10 protein-coding genes and 4 pseudogenes are annotated in these 14,015 nt (G+C 69.5%); 6 read left to right on the top strand and 8 right to left on the bottom strand.

From position 1 onward, the window contains the following. Window positions 1–479 (bottom strand): annotated as a pseudogene (locus AC04L7_RS03745) (hypothetical protein); the annotation flags it as partial. Between the two features lie 101 nt (window positions 480–580). After that, window positions 581–970, bottom strand: coding sequence for an MAPEG family protein (locus AC04L7_RS03740; protein ID WP_435997390.1), 390 nt, complete (start codon window positions 968–970; stop codon window positions 581–583). Between the two features lie 301 nt (window positions 971–1,271). Between AC04L7_RS03740 and AC04L7_RS03735 the strand changes: the two genes are divergently transcribed. Beyond that, entirely contained in the window at window positions 1,272–4,445 is a 3,174-nt protein-coding gene (locus tag AC04L7_RS03735; protein WP_475512542.1) for a putative bifunctional diguanylate cyclase/phosphodiesterase, read from the top strand. Window positions 4,446–4,447: 2 nt separating this feature from the next. On the opposite strand, the gene AC04L7_RS03730 is transcribed toward AC04L7_RS03735, so the two are convergent. Further along, window positions 4,448–5,578, bottom strand: a complete 1,131-nt coding sequence (locus tag AC04L7_RS03730; RefSeq protein WP_435997386.1) for a DUF1501 domain-containing protein — start codon at window positions 5,576–5,578, stop codon at window positions 4,448–4,450. Between the two features lie 2 nt (window positions 5,579–5,580). Next, window positions 5,581–6,984, bottom strand: coding sequence for a DUF1800 domain-containing protein (locus AC04L7_RS03725; protein WP_475512541.1), 1,404 nt, complete (start codon window positions 6,982–6,984; stop codon window positions 5,581–5,583). Window positions 6,985–7,179: 195 nt separating this feature from the next. Here AC04L7_RS03725 and AC04L7_RS03720 point away from each other — a divergent pair, with 195 nt between their 5' ends. Beyond that, window positions 7,180–7,689: a hypothetical protein gene (locus AC04L7_RS03720; protein ID WP_435997382.1), complete on the top strand. Its 510-nt coding sequence runs from the start codon at window positions 7,180–7,182 to the stop codon at window positions 7,687–7,689. A 248-nt stretch (window positions 7,690–7,937) separates the two neighbouring features. Here AC04L7_RS03720 and AC04L7_RS03715 read toward each other — a convergent pair whose 3' ends face one another. Further along, entirely contained in the window at window positions 7,938–8,333 is a 396-nt protein-coding gene (locus tag AC04L7_RS03715) for a hypothetical protein (protein WP_435997380.1), read from the bottom strand. 97 nt (window positions 8,334–8,430) lie between these two features. On the opposite strand from AC04L7_RS03715, the gene AC04L7_RS03710 reads away from it, so the two are divergent. The 3 genes and pseudogenes from AC04L7_RS03710 to AC04L7_RS03700 all read left to right on the top strand — a co-directional run bounded on the left by AC04L7_RS03710 (window position 8,431) and on the right by AC04L7_RS03700 (window position 10,414). After that, window positions 8,431–9,534 carry a DUF1615 domain-containing protein gene (locus tag AC04L7_RS03710; RefSeq protein ID WP_435997378.1) on the top strand — a complete coding sequence of 368 codons (1,104 nt, stop codon included), beginning with the start codon at window positions 8,431–8,433 and terminating at the stop codon, window positions 9,532–9,534. A gap of 142 nt (window positions 9,535–9,676) precedes the next feature. After that, window positions 9,677–10,030: pseudogene (locus AC04L7_RS03705) on the top strand (DUF1428 domain-containing protein); the annotation flags it as partial. Continuing rightward, on the top strand, window positions 10,025–10,414 hold the full coding sequence (locus tag AC04L7_RS03700) for a DUF1428 domain-containing protein (RefSeq protein ID WP_299342603.1): 390 nt from the start codon (window positions 10,025–10,027) through the stop codon (window positions 10,412–10,414). The pseudogene AC04L7_RS03705 and the gene AC04L7_RS03700, both read left to right, overlap by 6 nt. A 34-nt stretch (window positions 10,415–10,448) precedes the next feature. On the opposite strand, the gene AC04L7_RS03695 is transcribed toward AC04L7_RS03700, so the two are convergent. Then, a complete protein-coding gene (locus AC04L7_RS03695) occupies window positions 10,449–12,011 on the bottom strand; it encodes a M20/M25/M40 family metallo-hydrolase (protein WP_435997376.1) in 1,563 nt (520 codons plus the stop codon). A gap of 348 nt (window positions 12,012–12,359) precedes the next feature. On the opposite strand from AC04L7_RS03695, the gene AC04L7_RS03690 reads away from it, so the two are divergent. Beyond that, window positions 12,360–12,761 carry a GFA family protein gene (locus AC04L7_RS03690; protein WP_435997374.1) on the top strand — a complete coding sequence of 134 codons (402 nt, stop codon included), beginning with the start codon at window positions 12,360–12,362 and terminating at the stop codon, window positions 12,759–12,761. 15 nt (window positions 12,762–12,776) lie between these two features. Here the strand turns inward: AC04L7_RS03690 and AC04L7_RS03685 are convergent. Both AC04L7_RS03685 and AC04L7_RS03680 read right to left on the bottom strand, forming a co-directional pair. Then, window positions 12,777–13,589, bottom strand: a pseudogene (locus tag AC04L7_RS03685) (TIGR03915 family putative DNA repair protein); the annotation flags it as partial. Window positions 13,590–13,597: 8 nt separating this feature from the next. Further along, window positions 13,598–14,015, bottom strand: a pseudogene (locus tag AC04L7_RS03680) (putative DNA modification/repair radical SAM protein); the annotation flags it as partial.

The following is a 14,015-nucleotide window of genomic DNA, read 5'->3' as shown; positions in this document are numbered from 1 at the left end:
CGCTTGTAGATGCCCATGCGCCCGGCGATGTCGGCCACGCGCGCGACAAGATCGGTGAAATCGGCCGCGATCTTGCCCTGGTAGCGCAGCCGCAACACGCCGCCCTTCTGGCAGGGCGACAGCGCATCGACCACGCTAAAGAAGGCCAGCGACTCCAGCGGAACGCCATCGCCCTGCTCGGTGGTGTAGTCGGCCTGGCAGCTCACCCAGGCCTTGCCCGAGCTCACCTTGGCGACCGGCCAGTCGGTCGGCAGCCCTTCCGGCTGCCCGGACGGCGAAGCGACAACCGGACCGGACGAAACGGCCCCGTCGCCGCGCTCGGCCTGCTGCGCCGGCGTATCGGGTGCCGGCGGCGGCGCTTCGGCCATGGCATCGGGCGCGAGGTCAGAGGCGGCACGGTCGCAGGCGACGAGCAGGCTTGCAGTCAGCAGCAGGACAACGAAGAGGCGGGAAGTGCGGGACAGCATCCGGTCGATCACGGCGTGACGCCGGGCGTGGGGCCCGGCTGGGTGGGTCGGGCTAGTCTAGGGTGAAACCCGCCGTACCTGCCGACCGCTCCATGAATCCCGGGGGCGCGGCGTCAGAGCAGCGCCCACAGCAACTGCAGCAGCCCCCACACCGAGACCGCCCAGATCAGCGTGCGCAGATGGGGCACGCCCGCCGCATACACCGGCACGTAAGCGAGCCGCGCCCAGAAGTAGCACTGCGCGCCCAGCGCGGTGGTGGCGTCGCCGCGATCCAGCCAGGCCACCGCAAGCGCGGCAGCCGCGAAGAACGGAAAGGTTTCCAGGAAGTTGCGCAGCGCGCGGTCCACCCGGGCCGCGACACCCTGCAGTGGTGGCAGGGCGGCGTCGCGCGCGCCGACATTCCAGGCCAGCCCGCGCTGGCGTGTGGTGAGTCCGGCACCCAGCAGCATATGGAACACGCCCAGCGCGACGGACCAGGCCAGCATCTTCAGTTCGATCGGCATGCGGACACTCCGTAGGGAACATCCGCGGACTCTAGCGCATGTGCATGCCGTCGCCTCCGCGGGGCCGGTCGACCCGGGTCGCGCGCGGTGCCTGGGGCAGGCGGCGCGCGTCCGCCCTCCGCCGCGGTGCCCCGCGGCGTAGTACACGCATTTCTCCGGGCAGCGCGACCCGATCCGGCTGCAAGTCTCTGAACGACGTGGCCGTGCTTGCGGCGCGCCGGTGATTTGGGTATCACATCGCGACGGGGTGTCGGCTCCGCAGGGGACAGCATTGGCGATACACCAGGACCTTCGGCGACCCGTGCAGTGGGCGCAGCGCTTTGCGGCTGCGCTCGCCTGGGTGCTGGCCGCCGGCTTCACGCTCGTCGACGCCGGCAACGGTCACCTGCTCGACGACAGCGTGCCGGTCGTGGGCGTGCTGGTGGCTATCGCGACCTGGCGCAATGCGCAGCGGCCCGTGCGGCTGGCGGTCGCGAGTCTGTTGACGCTGCTCCTCGTCCTCCACCTGTGGCAGTTCCATTCGCTCGGCACCTGCCTGGTGCTGGCCGCGGCAACCGCCATCGCGTGGACCCGCGCATGGCGCGGCTTCTGGCCGGAATTCGTGATGCGGGTTCTCGCCGCGGCACTGCTGCTGCTCGCGGTGCAGCCGCTGCTGGGCGCTTTCCAGCCGGGTGGTGCGACGACCGAGATCAGCTGGTCGCTCTCGCTGTCGTCGCTGGCGATGTTCCTGCTGGTGTACACGCCGTCGCTGCACGCCGGTCGCCGTCTCGACACCAGTACGGAGCTGGTGGCGTTCGTGCTCGCGTTCGCGCTGCTCGCGCTGGTCGGCTGGCATGTGCCCGGCAGCCTGGTCGGCAAGATGGGCGTGGACTTCCCGCCCATGCGTCCGCTCTCGACCCTGTGCGTCGCGCTGGTGGCGCTGGCGTTACTGCTGCGCCAGCGCGACCGAGATCCTGCGGCCTGGGTCGTGCTCGGCCTGATCACGGTACCGCTGTTGCTGACGTTGCTGCAGACGCTGGGCGGCGTGACGACGCCCGCGAACGCGCTGCTCCACCGGCTGGGATGGCTGCCGCGCGCGGACATGCCGCTGATCGGCGGTTATACCGACTACGGCGTGCTGACGGCCTGGGTGGCGGTTGCGCTGCTGCCGCAGTCGTTGCAGCGGTGGGAAAGCGCTCGCTGGGGCATCACCCGCGGCCTGGGTATCGCGATGGCGTCGGTGGCCGGCATGGCCACACTGGGCCTGCTTATCCAGCTGCCCCACCATCGCGAGGGTCTGTCGCTTTACCAGATCTCGTTCACCGCCTCGGCCCAGTTGGTGGCACTGGGGCTGGCGCTGGCGGTGGCCGGGGAGAATTCGCTGCGGGAACGCCTGTTCGGCGTGATGCCGATGGCGGCCGCGCTGATGCTGGGCGGCATGTACTGGGTGGCGGCGTCCGCCGACCGCGATGCGATGACGCGCAACGTGATGAAGACGCAGACCGCGATCGCCGCACCGACCTTCCTGCGCGGCATGGAACTGCGTCGCGGTGCCCTGCGCCAGTTGTCCGCGTCGCTGGCTGCCGCGTCACCCGACAAGGCCGAACCGCTCTTCGACCAGTACGTCGACGACATGGTGGAGGCCTACGTCGCCTTCCGCGTGGTGCGCAGCGTGGGCGACGGGCAGGAATTCCGCTGGGTGCGGCCGGGCTTCGACGCGCCGGTCGCCCCGTCGCCGCCCGCACCCGTGGCGGATGAAGGCCACCTGCTGCCGGTGGAAGGCGGTTGGTGGATGACGGTCGACACGCCCGGCCGGCGCACGCAGGCCTACATCTCGCTCGACGATTTCGTGAAGACGCTCGCCAAGGCCGTGCTGTCCGACCGTCCCGTGCGGGCCACCGCGGCCGGCATGCCCACGCTGGAACAGGGCCGGCCGCAGGGCGCGCCGCTCTCGATCGAGCACGTGGCCCTGCCCGGCCACGAGGTGCGACTCGAGTTGTGGGCGCCGCCCGCGCTCACCTCGTTCACGCTGCCGCGATCGCTGGTCGTGGGCGGCCTCAGCAGCGGATTGCTGATCGCGTTCGTGCTGTTCCTGCTCGACATCTCGCGACGGCGTTCGTCGGAGGCCGCCGAAACCGCGCGCTCGCTGCTGCTGGAAACCGAACGCCGCCTCGATGCGCAACGCCGCCTCAACGACGCGGCCGCGATGGACAGCGCGACCGGGCTGCCCCGCTTCTCCGCGCAGGCCAACCTGATCACCGAGAAGATCGCCACGCCTTCGCTCGCCGGCCACGGCCTGGCGATCGTCGACCTGGACGGGTTCGGCATGGTCAACGATTCGTTCGGCCACGACGGTGGCGACGAGGTGCTGCGGCGCATGGGTCAGCGCATCTCGGCCGCCTGCGACGGCCTGGGCAGCGTGCACCGCTACGGCGGCGAAGGATWCCTCGCGCACTTTCCCGACATCGACATCGACCAGCTCACGCGGCTGGCGGAAGACATCCGTCGTGCGGTGGGCCAGCCGATCGCGCTGTACTCCACGCACCCTTCCTTCACCGTCACCGCCAGCATCGGCCTGGCGCACGCGCCCGAGCACGGCGCCGACCTGCAGACGCTGTTGCGCAGCGCCGACGATGCGCGCCACCTGGCCAAGCGCGCGGGCCGCAACCAGGTGCGGCTGCCGTCGGCCAGCACCCAACAGGAAGCCAACGACCGCCTGAGCCGCGTCACCGCCCTGCGCGAAGCCGTGGCCCGCGGCCAATTGCGGCTCGCCTACCAACCAGTGGTGGCCGGCGATTCCTCGCAGCTGACCGGCTTCGAGGCGCTGGCGCGCTGGCGCCACCCTGCGTGGGGGGACGTGCCGCCGTCGGTCTTCATTCCGTTGGCCGAAAGCGCGGGACTGATGGAGGACATCGGCCATTTCGTGCTCGAACAGGCCTGCCAGCAGCTGGCGCGCTGGCGCGCGATGGGCCTGCGCTCGTTGAGCGTCGCGGTCAACCTGTCGCCCAGCCAGCTGGGGCAGCCCACGCTGGCGCCGTGGATCGCCGACTGCCTGCGCCGGCACGCCCTGCCCGCCGATGCGTTGACGCTGGAGCTCACTGAAAGCGTGCTGGTCGAGGACATGGGTGCGGCACAGCAGATGTTGCAGGCGCTGCACGCGCTCGGCGTGCGGTTGGCGCTGGACGATTTCGRCACCGGCTACTCGAGCATGGCCTACCTGCAGCGCCTGCCGCTGGACATCATCAAGATCGACCGCAGCTTCGTCGATGGCATCGCCACCGAGAGCACCGACCGCGCCATCGCGCGCACGCTCCTCGTGCTGGCGCACGAGATGGGCCTGCGCACGATCGCCGAGGGCGTGGAAACGGCGGAACAGATGCAGGCCTTGCAGCAGATGGGCTGCGATGAGATGCAGGGCTATTTCTTCGGCCGGCCGATGGAAGTCGACGAGGCCACCGCACTGGCACGCGGCGAACTCCGCCACGTCGCGTCCTGATCTCAACCGCGCAGCAGGCCCGCCATCGCTGGCACCTTCGCGCTGTCGGGGAACACGCGCGCATCGAGTGCGCTGCGCGCCACGCCCAGATGGTCGCCGACCACGCCCTTGAACACGCTGCGCAGGTCCGTGGTCGCCCGCACGTCGCGTCCCTCGTTGAGTTGCGACGGCGCCAGGCCGGGCCAGTCGCCCGCCACGCGTCCGCCCGCCACGGCGCCGCCGGCCAGCATCGCGACGGTACCGGTGCCATGGTCGGTGCCACCCGTGCCGTTGACCGCCGCGGTGCGGCCGAACTCGGTGACCACCATGACGACCGTACGCGACCATGCGCCGGCCATGCCGTCATGGAAGGCCCGCAGCCCCTGGTCGAGTTCGGCCAGCTTGCGTGCCAGCACCGGCACCTGCTGCGCATGCGTGTCCCAGCCCGTGTTCTCGACGAAACCGATGCGCGGGCCATCCGGCATCACCATGAATCGCGCCGCGGCCGCCATGGCCTGCGGCAGGCGCGCCACGTTGCCGCCCGACGACATGCCCTGCGCTTCCACCGCCTGTGCGAACGGCTGCGCGAGTCGCAGGTCGGCGGCGTACAGCGCCTGCAGGCGCTGCAACAGGATGGGATTGACCTCTTCCTGCAGCGGCGGCGACCACGTGGAGGCGTCGGCGTCGCCGCGCAGGATCAGCGGCATGACCGTACTGACCGACAGCCCCCGGCAGGCGGGCATCGCCGCCACGCAGCGGTTGAGCCAGCCGGTGGACGCGCCGCCACCCGCACCGCCGCCGTTCTCGAGATTGTCCTGTGCTTCGAAATGCGACCGCTGGCGATAGGGCGGTGCCACCGCGACCACCGGCAGCCATTCTCCGCGCGCGTACAGCGCATGGCTGAAGTCCATCGCCGGATGCAGTGCGAAGTCGGCATCCAGCCGTCGTGCGTCCTTCATCGTCCACGCACCCCGCAATGACGCGAGGTGCGGATCCGCGGCGGGAATCACCGCATGCAGGCCATCCAGTCCGCCCCGCAGCAACACCACCAGCAAGCGCGTGTCGCGGTCCGCTGCCTGCGCGACGCGCGGCCACAGGCTCAGCGTGGTGACCGCACCGGCGGCGGCGAGGAAATGGCGTCGGGTCAGCGTCACGGTCAGGTCCTCCACTGGAAGCTGGGACTGGCGAACAACAACGCCAATCCTTCGCGCGGCGACTCGGCGCGGCGCACGGCCAGTGCCGTGTCCGCATCGAGCCGGTCGCCGAACACGCTCGTTGCGATGCGCAAGGGATCGGGATCGACCGGCGTGGCGGATTCGGCGAGCGACTGCGCCGCCTGGATACGCTTCCAGACCGCGTCCGCACCGGACCATGCGGCCGCATCGTCGGCAAAGCCGGCGGGCGAGCGCGGCGTGAACGCAGGCTGCCCCAGACGCCCCAGCAGCCCCATCAGGGCACGCGGCCTATCACCCGGCTGCGTGTCGGTGCTGCGCAAGGCCGATACCAGGAAATCATCGGGCGTCTTCAGCTTGCGCGCGTCGGGCGACCAGGCGTCCGCGCTGTCGATCAGGGCCGCGTACACGGGACGCAACGCGCCGCCGTGCCGCTGCCACGCCACGACCATGCGTTCGACGAGTGCAGGCGGCGGCGTGTCGCTGACGAAATGACGTGCCAGCTTGCCGCACACGTGGCGCGCGGTCGACGGATGCGACGCCAGGTCGCGCAGGATGGCGCGCCCCTGGGCCTCGCCGTCCGCCGGATAGCGGCGCCCCAGCACCACGCGCGCACCGGCCTCGTGCGCGTTGGCGCGGAAGCGGAAGGCGTCCGACGTCGTCGCGCCGGCATCGCGCGGCGCGGCGATGCTCCAGCCGGTGATGGCGCGCGCGAGTTCGCGCACGTCGTCCTGCGAGTAACCGCCATCGACGCCCACCGTGTGCAATTCCAGGATCTCGCGCGCCAGGTTCTCGTTCAGGCCGGCCCGCCGCGGCGACGCGTCGCCTGTGCCCTCCGTGCGCCGACGTTGCCGTTGCGCCTGCCGCGACCCCTCGCCCACCGAGCGCACGTTGTCGAGGTAGCGCAGCATGGCGGGGTGCCGCTCGACCGCCAGCAGCAGGTCGGCGAAATCGCCCACCGCGTGCGGACGGATGGCTTCGCGCTCCATCGGCGCGGCATGCAGCGCCGCCGTGCGCTTGTCTGCGGAGACGGCGAAGTGGTTCGACCAGAAACGCACCAGCCGCTCCACGAAATCCTGTTCCGTCGCGACCGCCTGGCGATAGCGCCATCCCAGTTCGCGCAGCTGGCCCTGGGCGAAGCGCTCACGGAAGCCCATCGCCGCGTTCTCCTGCGAGGGGGTCCTGCGCGCCTCGCGACGCAGCCGCAGGTAGTCGTATTCCTGTTGCAGATACTCCGTGCTCGACGGCAAGCCGCTGTCGACCGGCCGCACGGGCGACGCGAGCTGCGCGTGCAGCCACGCGCGCGGATCGCCCATGCGACTCAACGTCCCGGGGCGTGCACCCAGTCCGAAGCGGTTGGCGGCGCTCAAGGCTTCTCGCGCGATCATGCAGTGCTCCCATCCGGTGGCATGACGGAAACGGTTGGCGCGCGCTTGCGTTGACAGCGCAGCGGCGATGCGTCGCATGCACCCGGACGGTGCACGACCCGCGAGCGCATGCAAGCGACGACGGACGGCGCCGGCCGTGCTACGGGTGGCGTGCTAGCGTGCCCTGCGCCCTCCGCGCACACCAAGGGGTTCCCCATGCTCGGCATCACGCCTTTCGGCTGGTTCCACACTGCGATCAGCCTGGTTTCCCTCTTCGGCGGGCTCTACGCCCTGCTGCGTTACCACGACATCCGCTACGCCACGCCGCTCGGCAAGACCTACACCTGGTTCACCGTGGCCACCTGCATCACCAGCTTCTTCCTGATGCGCACGGGCAAGCTGAGCGAAGCCCATGGCCTGACCGTGCTGACGCTGGTCGTGCTCGGCGCAGCCGTGCTGCTCGGTCGGGGCGCGGTTTCGGGCTCGTGGCGGCACGTGGCCGCTTCGTTGGCCTTCACGTTGACCGTGTACTTCCACTTCATCCCGGGCTTCACCGAAACGCTGACGCGCGTTCCGGTGGGCGCACCGCTGGTCTCCGGTCCGCAGGATCCGTTGCTGCAGAAACTGGTGGGCGCCACGCTGCTGGTATTCCTCGCGGGCATGGCCCTGCAGGTACGCGCGTTGCGCAAGGCGCGTGGCGACGGGTTGCAGCGCGCCCCGGCCTGACGCACCCGACCGTCCGTCGGGCGGCATGGCCTGCCCGCTCGTCGGACGGCGTTACAAGAGGACAGGGGTTTCACGGCGCGTTCGCGTCGAACACGGTTGGATGGTCCCATGCACCGCGCTACTGCTCCCCTGCCCCTGCTGCAACGCCTGGCCTTCCTCGGCCTGGGCATGACGCTGGCGATGCTGGGCGGCGCACTGTTTCCCTGACGGCGCGCCGGGCCGGCTCATACGCCGCGCAAGGCATTCCGTCAGCAGCGGCGCAATGACCAGAACCCGATGTCGCACCGCACGCGATAGCCCACGCGTTGGGACAGATCCATTGCGCGCGGGTTGTCCCGGCTGACGCGCAGGAACGTTTGTGTGCCGCGCATAGCCGCGCCCCGTGAAGTCCGGATGCGTGCAGAAGACCGAAATCTCGGCATCCATCCCGCAGGTGGGGGCGACGCGATGCCGGGCAGGTAGACGGCATCGTGGCGCTCCACACGTGCGTAGAGCGCCGGCCGCAAGGATGCGCGGGCGGACGCGACGCCGATAACCGGAGCATGGTCGGCGGGATAGCGGGCAACCTCACCCTCGCGAAGGACAATATCGCGATGGATCGAATCCAGTGAGGACCAGGAGGGGTTTTCGAGCGCTGTTGCCATGACGACGGCACCAGGGGAGCCGAGGCGATTTTCCTTCGCGCCCTGCCATGTCGCCCGCCGTCGTGCATCGGCGCGTCATGCTCCGTATGCTGCGCGCATGATCCCGCGCTCGCCGTGCCGCTCCCTCTCCCGCCCGCTGGTACTGCTCTGCTTGCTGGCGCTTGCCGGCTGCGTGACCGCGCCACCGGTGCCGACACGTCCCGCCGCCGACACACGCAGCGAGATCGTGCGCCGGATGCCGTCCAAGGTCGTCGACCGCGAGCGCTGGGCGGCCGACATCGAAACCGCATTCGCGACGCAACGGATCGAGCCCAACAGCGAGAACATCTGCGCCGTGCTCGCCGTCACCGAGCAGGAATCCGGCTATGTGGCCAATCCCGCGGTGGCGAACCTGCCGAAGATCGCGCGCAGCGAGATAGACCGCCGCGCGGCGTCGTTGCACGTCCCACGATTCGTCGTGGACGCGGCGCTGGCGCTGCGTTCGCCCGATGGCCGCACCTATGCGGAGCGGTTGCGCACCGTGCGTACCGAACGCGACCTCAGCGACCTCTACGAGGACATGATCGGCAGCGTGCCACTGGGGGCGCGGCTGTTCTCCGACTACAACCCGGTGCAGACCGGGGGACCGATGCAGGTGGGCATTCCGTTCGCCGAATCCAAGGCCGCCGGCTACCCCTATCCGGTCGACGGCAGCATCCGCGATGAGGTCTTCACGCGACGTGGCGGGCTGTATTTCGGCATCGCCCACCTGCTGGGTTACGACACGCCCTACACGCGCAAGGTGCATCGCTTCGCCGACTACAACGCCGGCTGGTACGCCAGCCGCAATGCCGCCTTCCAGAGCGCCGTCGGCATCGCGACGGGAGTCGCGCTGTCGCTCGATGGCGATCTGCTGAATCCGGGCGCTCCACTGGACAGGCCCGGCCAGACGGAGCGCGCGGTGCGCCAGCTGTCGGGCGCATTGCGCATGGACGAGCGCGCCATCCGCGAGGCACTGGAGCGCGGCACGCGCCTCGACTTCGGCGACACCGACCTGTACGCCCGCGTCTACGCACTGGCCGAAGCGCGCGCGGGCAAGCCGCTGCCGCGCGCCGTCATCCCCGGCATCAGGCTCGAGAGCCCGAAGATCACGCGCGAACTCACCACCGCCTGGTTCGCCACGCGCGTGGACGAACGCTACCGCCGGTGCCTGCAGCGCTGAATGGCGTGGCGGGCGCAGGCCCCCACGTCGTCGCGACCACGCCACGATTCCCCGGTGATCGCCGGCCGTGTCGAAAGCGCCCTGGCCCGTTCGTCGCTCTCAGGAAGGCACCATCCCGGTGCCGCATCCCCCGGAGGATTCCATGCCGTACCTCGATGGTTTCGTGGCCGCCGTGCCGACCGCCAACAAGCAGAAGTTCGTCGACCACGCCACCCTCGGCGATCCCGTCTTCATCGAACAGGGCGCCACCCGCGTGGTCGAATGCTGGGGCGACGACGTTCCGGACGGCAAGGTCACCGATTTCCGCAAGGCGGTGCAGGCGACGGAGGACGAGAGCGTGGTGTTCTCGTGGATCGAATGGCCGGACAAGGCCACGCGCGATGCCGGCATGCAGAAGATGATGGACGACCCGCGCATGTCGCCGGAGAACAATCCCATGCCATTCGACGGCAAGCGCCTGATCTTCGGGGGTTTCGTACCCACGCTGGTGCTGGGCGACGACGGTGCGCCGTCGTCCTACGTCGACGGCTTCATCCTGGCTGCGCCGACGACGGGCAAGGCGGCCTTTACCGAGTATGCGACCACGTTCGACACGATTTTCATGGGGTACGGCGCCAGCCGCATCGTCGAAGGCTGGGGTGACGACGTGCCGCACGGCAAGCAGACGGATTTCCATCGTGCGGTGCAGGCGAAGGATGGCGAAACSGTGGCGTTCTCGTGGATCGAATGGCCCGACAAGGCGACCCGCGACGCCGGCATGCAGAAGATGATGGAAGATCCGCGCATGGATCCTTCCAACAAGGACAAYCCGCCGATGCCGTTCGACGGCCAGCGGATGGTCTTCGGCGGCTTCACGCCCATCGTGGAACTCCGCGCCTAGGCAAGCGGGGCCGCGGGACGGCCGGCACGCGGGCTCAGCGCGTCTCCGCCAGGGCGTGCAGGATGTCGACGTAGGACTTCTCGATGTCGGCCAGTCCTGCCGCCTTCACGCCGGCGGCCGGGTGGATCAGCATGAATTCGTTCGGCCCGTGCGCACCGGTGCCGTAGCCCAGCCCACCGAACACGAAAGGCAGGTCCAGCGTGCGCGTGAACTGGTGGAACGGCGCGCTGCCCGCGAGCCAGGGCGAGACACGCGTCGTGGCACCGTATTTGTTCAGCACGCCCAGCATGGATCGCACGAGCGGCGCCTCGACCGACGTCGAGGCGGCGGGATAGCCGGACATCGGGCGCAGCGCGATGTCGCTGAAGCCCTGGGCGTCCAGGTGTGCACGGATCATCCGGTACGCGTCGTCCGGCTCCAGGCCGGGCGGCAATCGCGAGTCAATCTTGGCGGTGGCGACATGCGGCAGGATCGTCTTGATGCCCGTACCGGTGTAACCGCTCCACAGGCCGTCCACATTGAGCGTCGGCTCGAACAGGTTGCGCACGATCGCATCGCGTCCGGTCAGTCCATCGATCCAGCGCGAGACGCCCAGGCTGCGTTGCTGCGCGGCGTCGTCGGCACCGGTCGCCAGCGCGTTGATCAGGCGCTGCTGCTCCAGGGTCGGCGGCGTCACGGGCGCGTAGTAACCGGGGATGGTGATGGTGTTGCCGTCCGGCGTGGTCATGGACGCGATGGCCTGCACCAGCCGCAGCGTAGGCGAATCCACGAGGGATTTCACCGAACCATGCACTTCCGACCGCGCCGGTCCGCCCCACGCGCCGCCCTTCGATTCCAGCTCGAAATACACGATGCCCTTGACGCCCAGGTTCAGCGATACGGAGCCATCGGGGCGCTGGATGTTCATCGGGAAGAACGCTCCGTCGGCCTTGCGCAGTCGATCCACCCACGGCTCGATGACCTTGCCGAAGTTCGGCGAACCCAGCTCTTCTTCGCCTTCGGCGACCACGTACAGGTTCACCGGCAGCGTGCCCGTCGTCTTGATCATGGCGTCCAACGCATTCAGGAACGCGCGTTGCGGCCCCTTCTGGTTGGTGGCACCGCGTGCCATCAGCACCGTGCCGTGCTCGTTCTCGACCAGCGAGCCGGCAAAGGGATCGTCGATCTGCCAGTTGTCCTCGACCGGCTGCACGTCGTACATCATGTAGACGACAAGCGTCTTTTCGGCACCGGCATCGTAGTAGCCCAGCACGCCCGGATGCCCGGGTGTCTCGACACGTCGCACTTCACTGAAGCCCAGCGCGCGAAGATCGTCGGCGACCAGGCTCGCCATCGCATCGATGCCATCGTCCTGTGCGCTGATGGATCGCTGCCTCACCCATCGCTGCAGGTGCGCGACATGCGCCGCGAGGTCCGCATCGATGCGCGCGTGGACGGCATCATGGCGACCTTCGTAGGCCGGCACGCGCGAAACGTCGAACACCTCGGTGGTGGCCCAGGCGTAGGCAGGGCGCGGAGAATCCGCGGCGGCGGCAGGCGGCATCGCGCAGGACAACGCGAGGACGAGACCGATCGAAAGCGAAGGCATGCCGGACATCACGACTCCTGTAGGGGTTCCCATGCATGGACCTTACACAAGCCGGGTCGCGCGCGTCGCGACGCCGTGGCGCGGTTCGTGACCTGCGGCGCCTCGCGAGCGGAACCACGCCGGACTACGCCCGCCATGCTTCATGCAAGGGCCCGCCTTCGCAACGGGATTGCCGCGACACGTACCGACCGGACAAGGGCGGTGCACGGGAGACCATCCGTCCGCAGACGGTCGGCAGCGTACCGTCGTCAGCGGGCGTCGGCTCGCACAGCGCCGCTTGGCACCGTCCTCACCGGAGTGCGGCTTTCGCTCACGCACGCGGGACGCTACCGTGTTCCTCCCCGAGGGAGGTGGACGATGATCCGGACAGGTGGATGCCGCTGCGGCGCCGTGCGCTATGTGCTGGATGCGGAGCCGATCGCCGTGCGGTTGTGCTGGTGCCGCGACTGCCAGTACTGGGCCTGCGGCAACGCAGCGGTGAACCTTATCGTGCCGCGCGCCGCGGTCACCGTGCAGGGCGAACTGCGTGGCTGGAACAGCGTGGCGGACAGCGGCAATGCGATGCGTCGCTCGTTCTGCCCGGCCTGTGGCACGCAGGTGTTCAGCGAGGCCACGGCAAATGCCGAACGCATGGTGATCCGCGTCGGCACGCTCGACGAGCCCGCCGGCATCACGCCCGACACGGTCATCTGGACCGATTCGGCGCCGGCGTGGGCAAGGCTCGACCCATCCTGGCAGTCGTTCCCGCGCCAGCCGTGATGCCTAGTCCCGTGGCGGGCGCACGCGGGCCGGAATCCGACGGCGCGGCGCCTGCGCTTCACGTTCGTCCATCTCGCGCACGCGCCGGCCGGCCTCGCGCACCAGGTCGGGCAGCAGGTGCGCCTCCGGCAGGTGCTTCCAGTACTTCTGCGGCATTTCCTGCCGCATCATCCGCGTGTTGAGCCGGGCGGGATTGAAGATGTTGGCGTAGTACGTACGCCACAGCGTGTCCTCGGCATCGTCGGCCGGCGCGTCGCTGCGTTGCGCGCCCTCGCCCGCCCACAGCTGCGAGCCATCCCACTGCACGCTGCGGTAGGGCGTGAGGATGGCCCACCGCATGCCGGCGAAGCGGCGCATGAAGAACGGGGCGACGCGGTCGACGATGAAATGGTCGGGCTCGAACCACGCGATATAGGCATTGTCTTCGCCGTCCACCTGCCGGAAGCGGACGAAGGCCTTCATCTTGTGCGTGTCGCGACGCACGGCCTGCGCCCAACGCATCGTGCGATGCACGTCGGCATCGGTGGCGCGGTCGAGCAGCGCCCGCTCGCCGTTGCCGATGCGCCACAACAAGCGATACAGCAGCGCATGCCGGCCGGCATCACRATGGCAGAGCACCGAGGCTGCGAATGCCATGAATTCGGCAGGCACCGACAGGCCCTTCCGCCGGCCGGGCTGATCCGCCACCGGGGTGGCCGCCAGCAATTCGCCCTGCGCATCGGCCTGCCATTCCACGTCCTCCGGGGGCAGCGCGGCTTCCCAGGCGTGGCGTGCCTGCACGCGCCACGCATCGAGATCCCAGGCAGGTGTCACCGTGGCGCGAAACATCGCGCGCGTCAGCCGAACAGATCGGCCTGGCGTGGCGCCGGAGCCAGTTCGCGCCGCAGCCGGACGGGATCGTCCAGGCGTTGCCGCGGGTGGTGGTCCAGCAGCACGATGAACGGCAGTACCTTCTGCAACGGCGCGCGCAGGCGGGCAAGATCGGCCACGCGCAGCCTGCCCTGCTGCCGCGAATCGATGATGCGCTGCACGTTGCGCGCGCCCAGCCCCGGCACGCGCAACAGCATCTCGCGTGGCGCGGTGTTCAGGTCGACGGGGAAACGGTCCGGATGCCGCAGCGCCCACGCCAGCTTGGGATCGATGTCCAGGTCGAGCATGCCGTCCTGCGATCCACTGCCATCGACGATCTCCTTGACGTCGAATCCATAGAACCGCAGCAGCCAGTCGGCCTGGTAGAGGCGGTGTTCGCGCAAC

This window comes from Pseudoxanthomonas sp. LjRoot204_2, assembly GCF_056175765.1.
This window is presented reverse-complemented; position numbering and strand designations above follow the sequence as displayed.

What these genes read in the sequence shown, in the direction of transcription:
- AC04L7_RS03740 (WP_435997390.1), bottom strand. Translation starts at nt 970, where the DNA reads ATGCCGATCGAACTGAAGATGCTGGCCTGGTCCGTCGCGCTGGGCGTG.
- AC04L7_RS03725 (WP_475512541.1), bottom strand. Translation starts at nt 6,984, where the DNA reads ATGATCGCGCGAGAAGCCTTGAGCGCCGCCAACCGCTTCGGACTGGGT.
- AC04L7_RS03720 (WP_435997382.1), top strand. Translation starts at nt 7,180, where the DNA reads ATGCTCGGCATCACGCCTTTCGGCTGGTTCCACACTGCGATCAGCCTG.
- AC04L7_RS03715 (WP_435997380.1), bottom strand. Translation starts at nt 8,333, where the DNA reads ATGGCAACAGCGCTCGAAAACCCCTCCTGGTCCTCACTGGATTCGATC.
- AC04L7_RS03710 (WP_435997378.1), top strand. Translation starts at nt 8,431, where the DNA reads ATGATCCCGCGCTCGCCGTGCCGCTCCCTCTCCCGCCCGCTGGTACTG.
- AC04L7_RS03695 (WP_435997376.1), bottom strand. Translation starts at nt 12,011, where the DNA reads ATGTCCGGCATGCCTTCGCTTTCGATCGGTCTCGTCCTCGCGTTGTCC.
- AC04L7_RS03690 (WP_435997374.1), top strand. Translation starts at nt 12,360, where the DNA reads ATGATCCGGACAGGTGGATGCCGCTGCGGCGCCGTGCGCTATGTGCTG.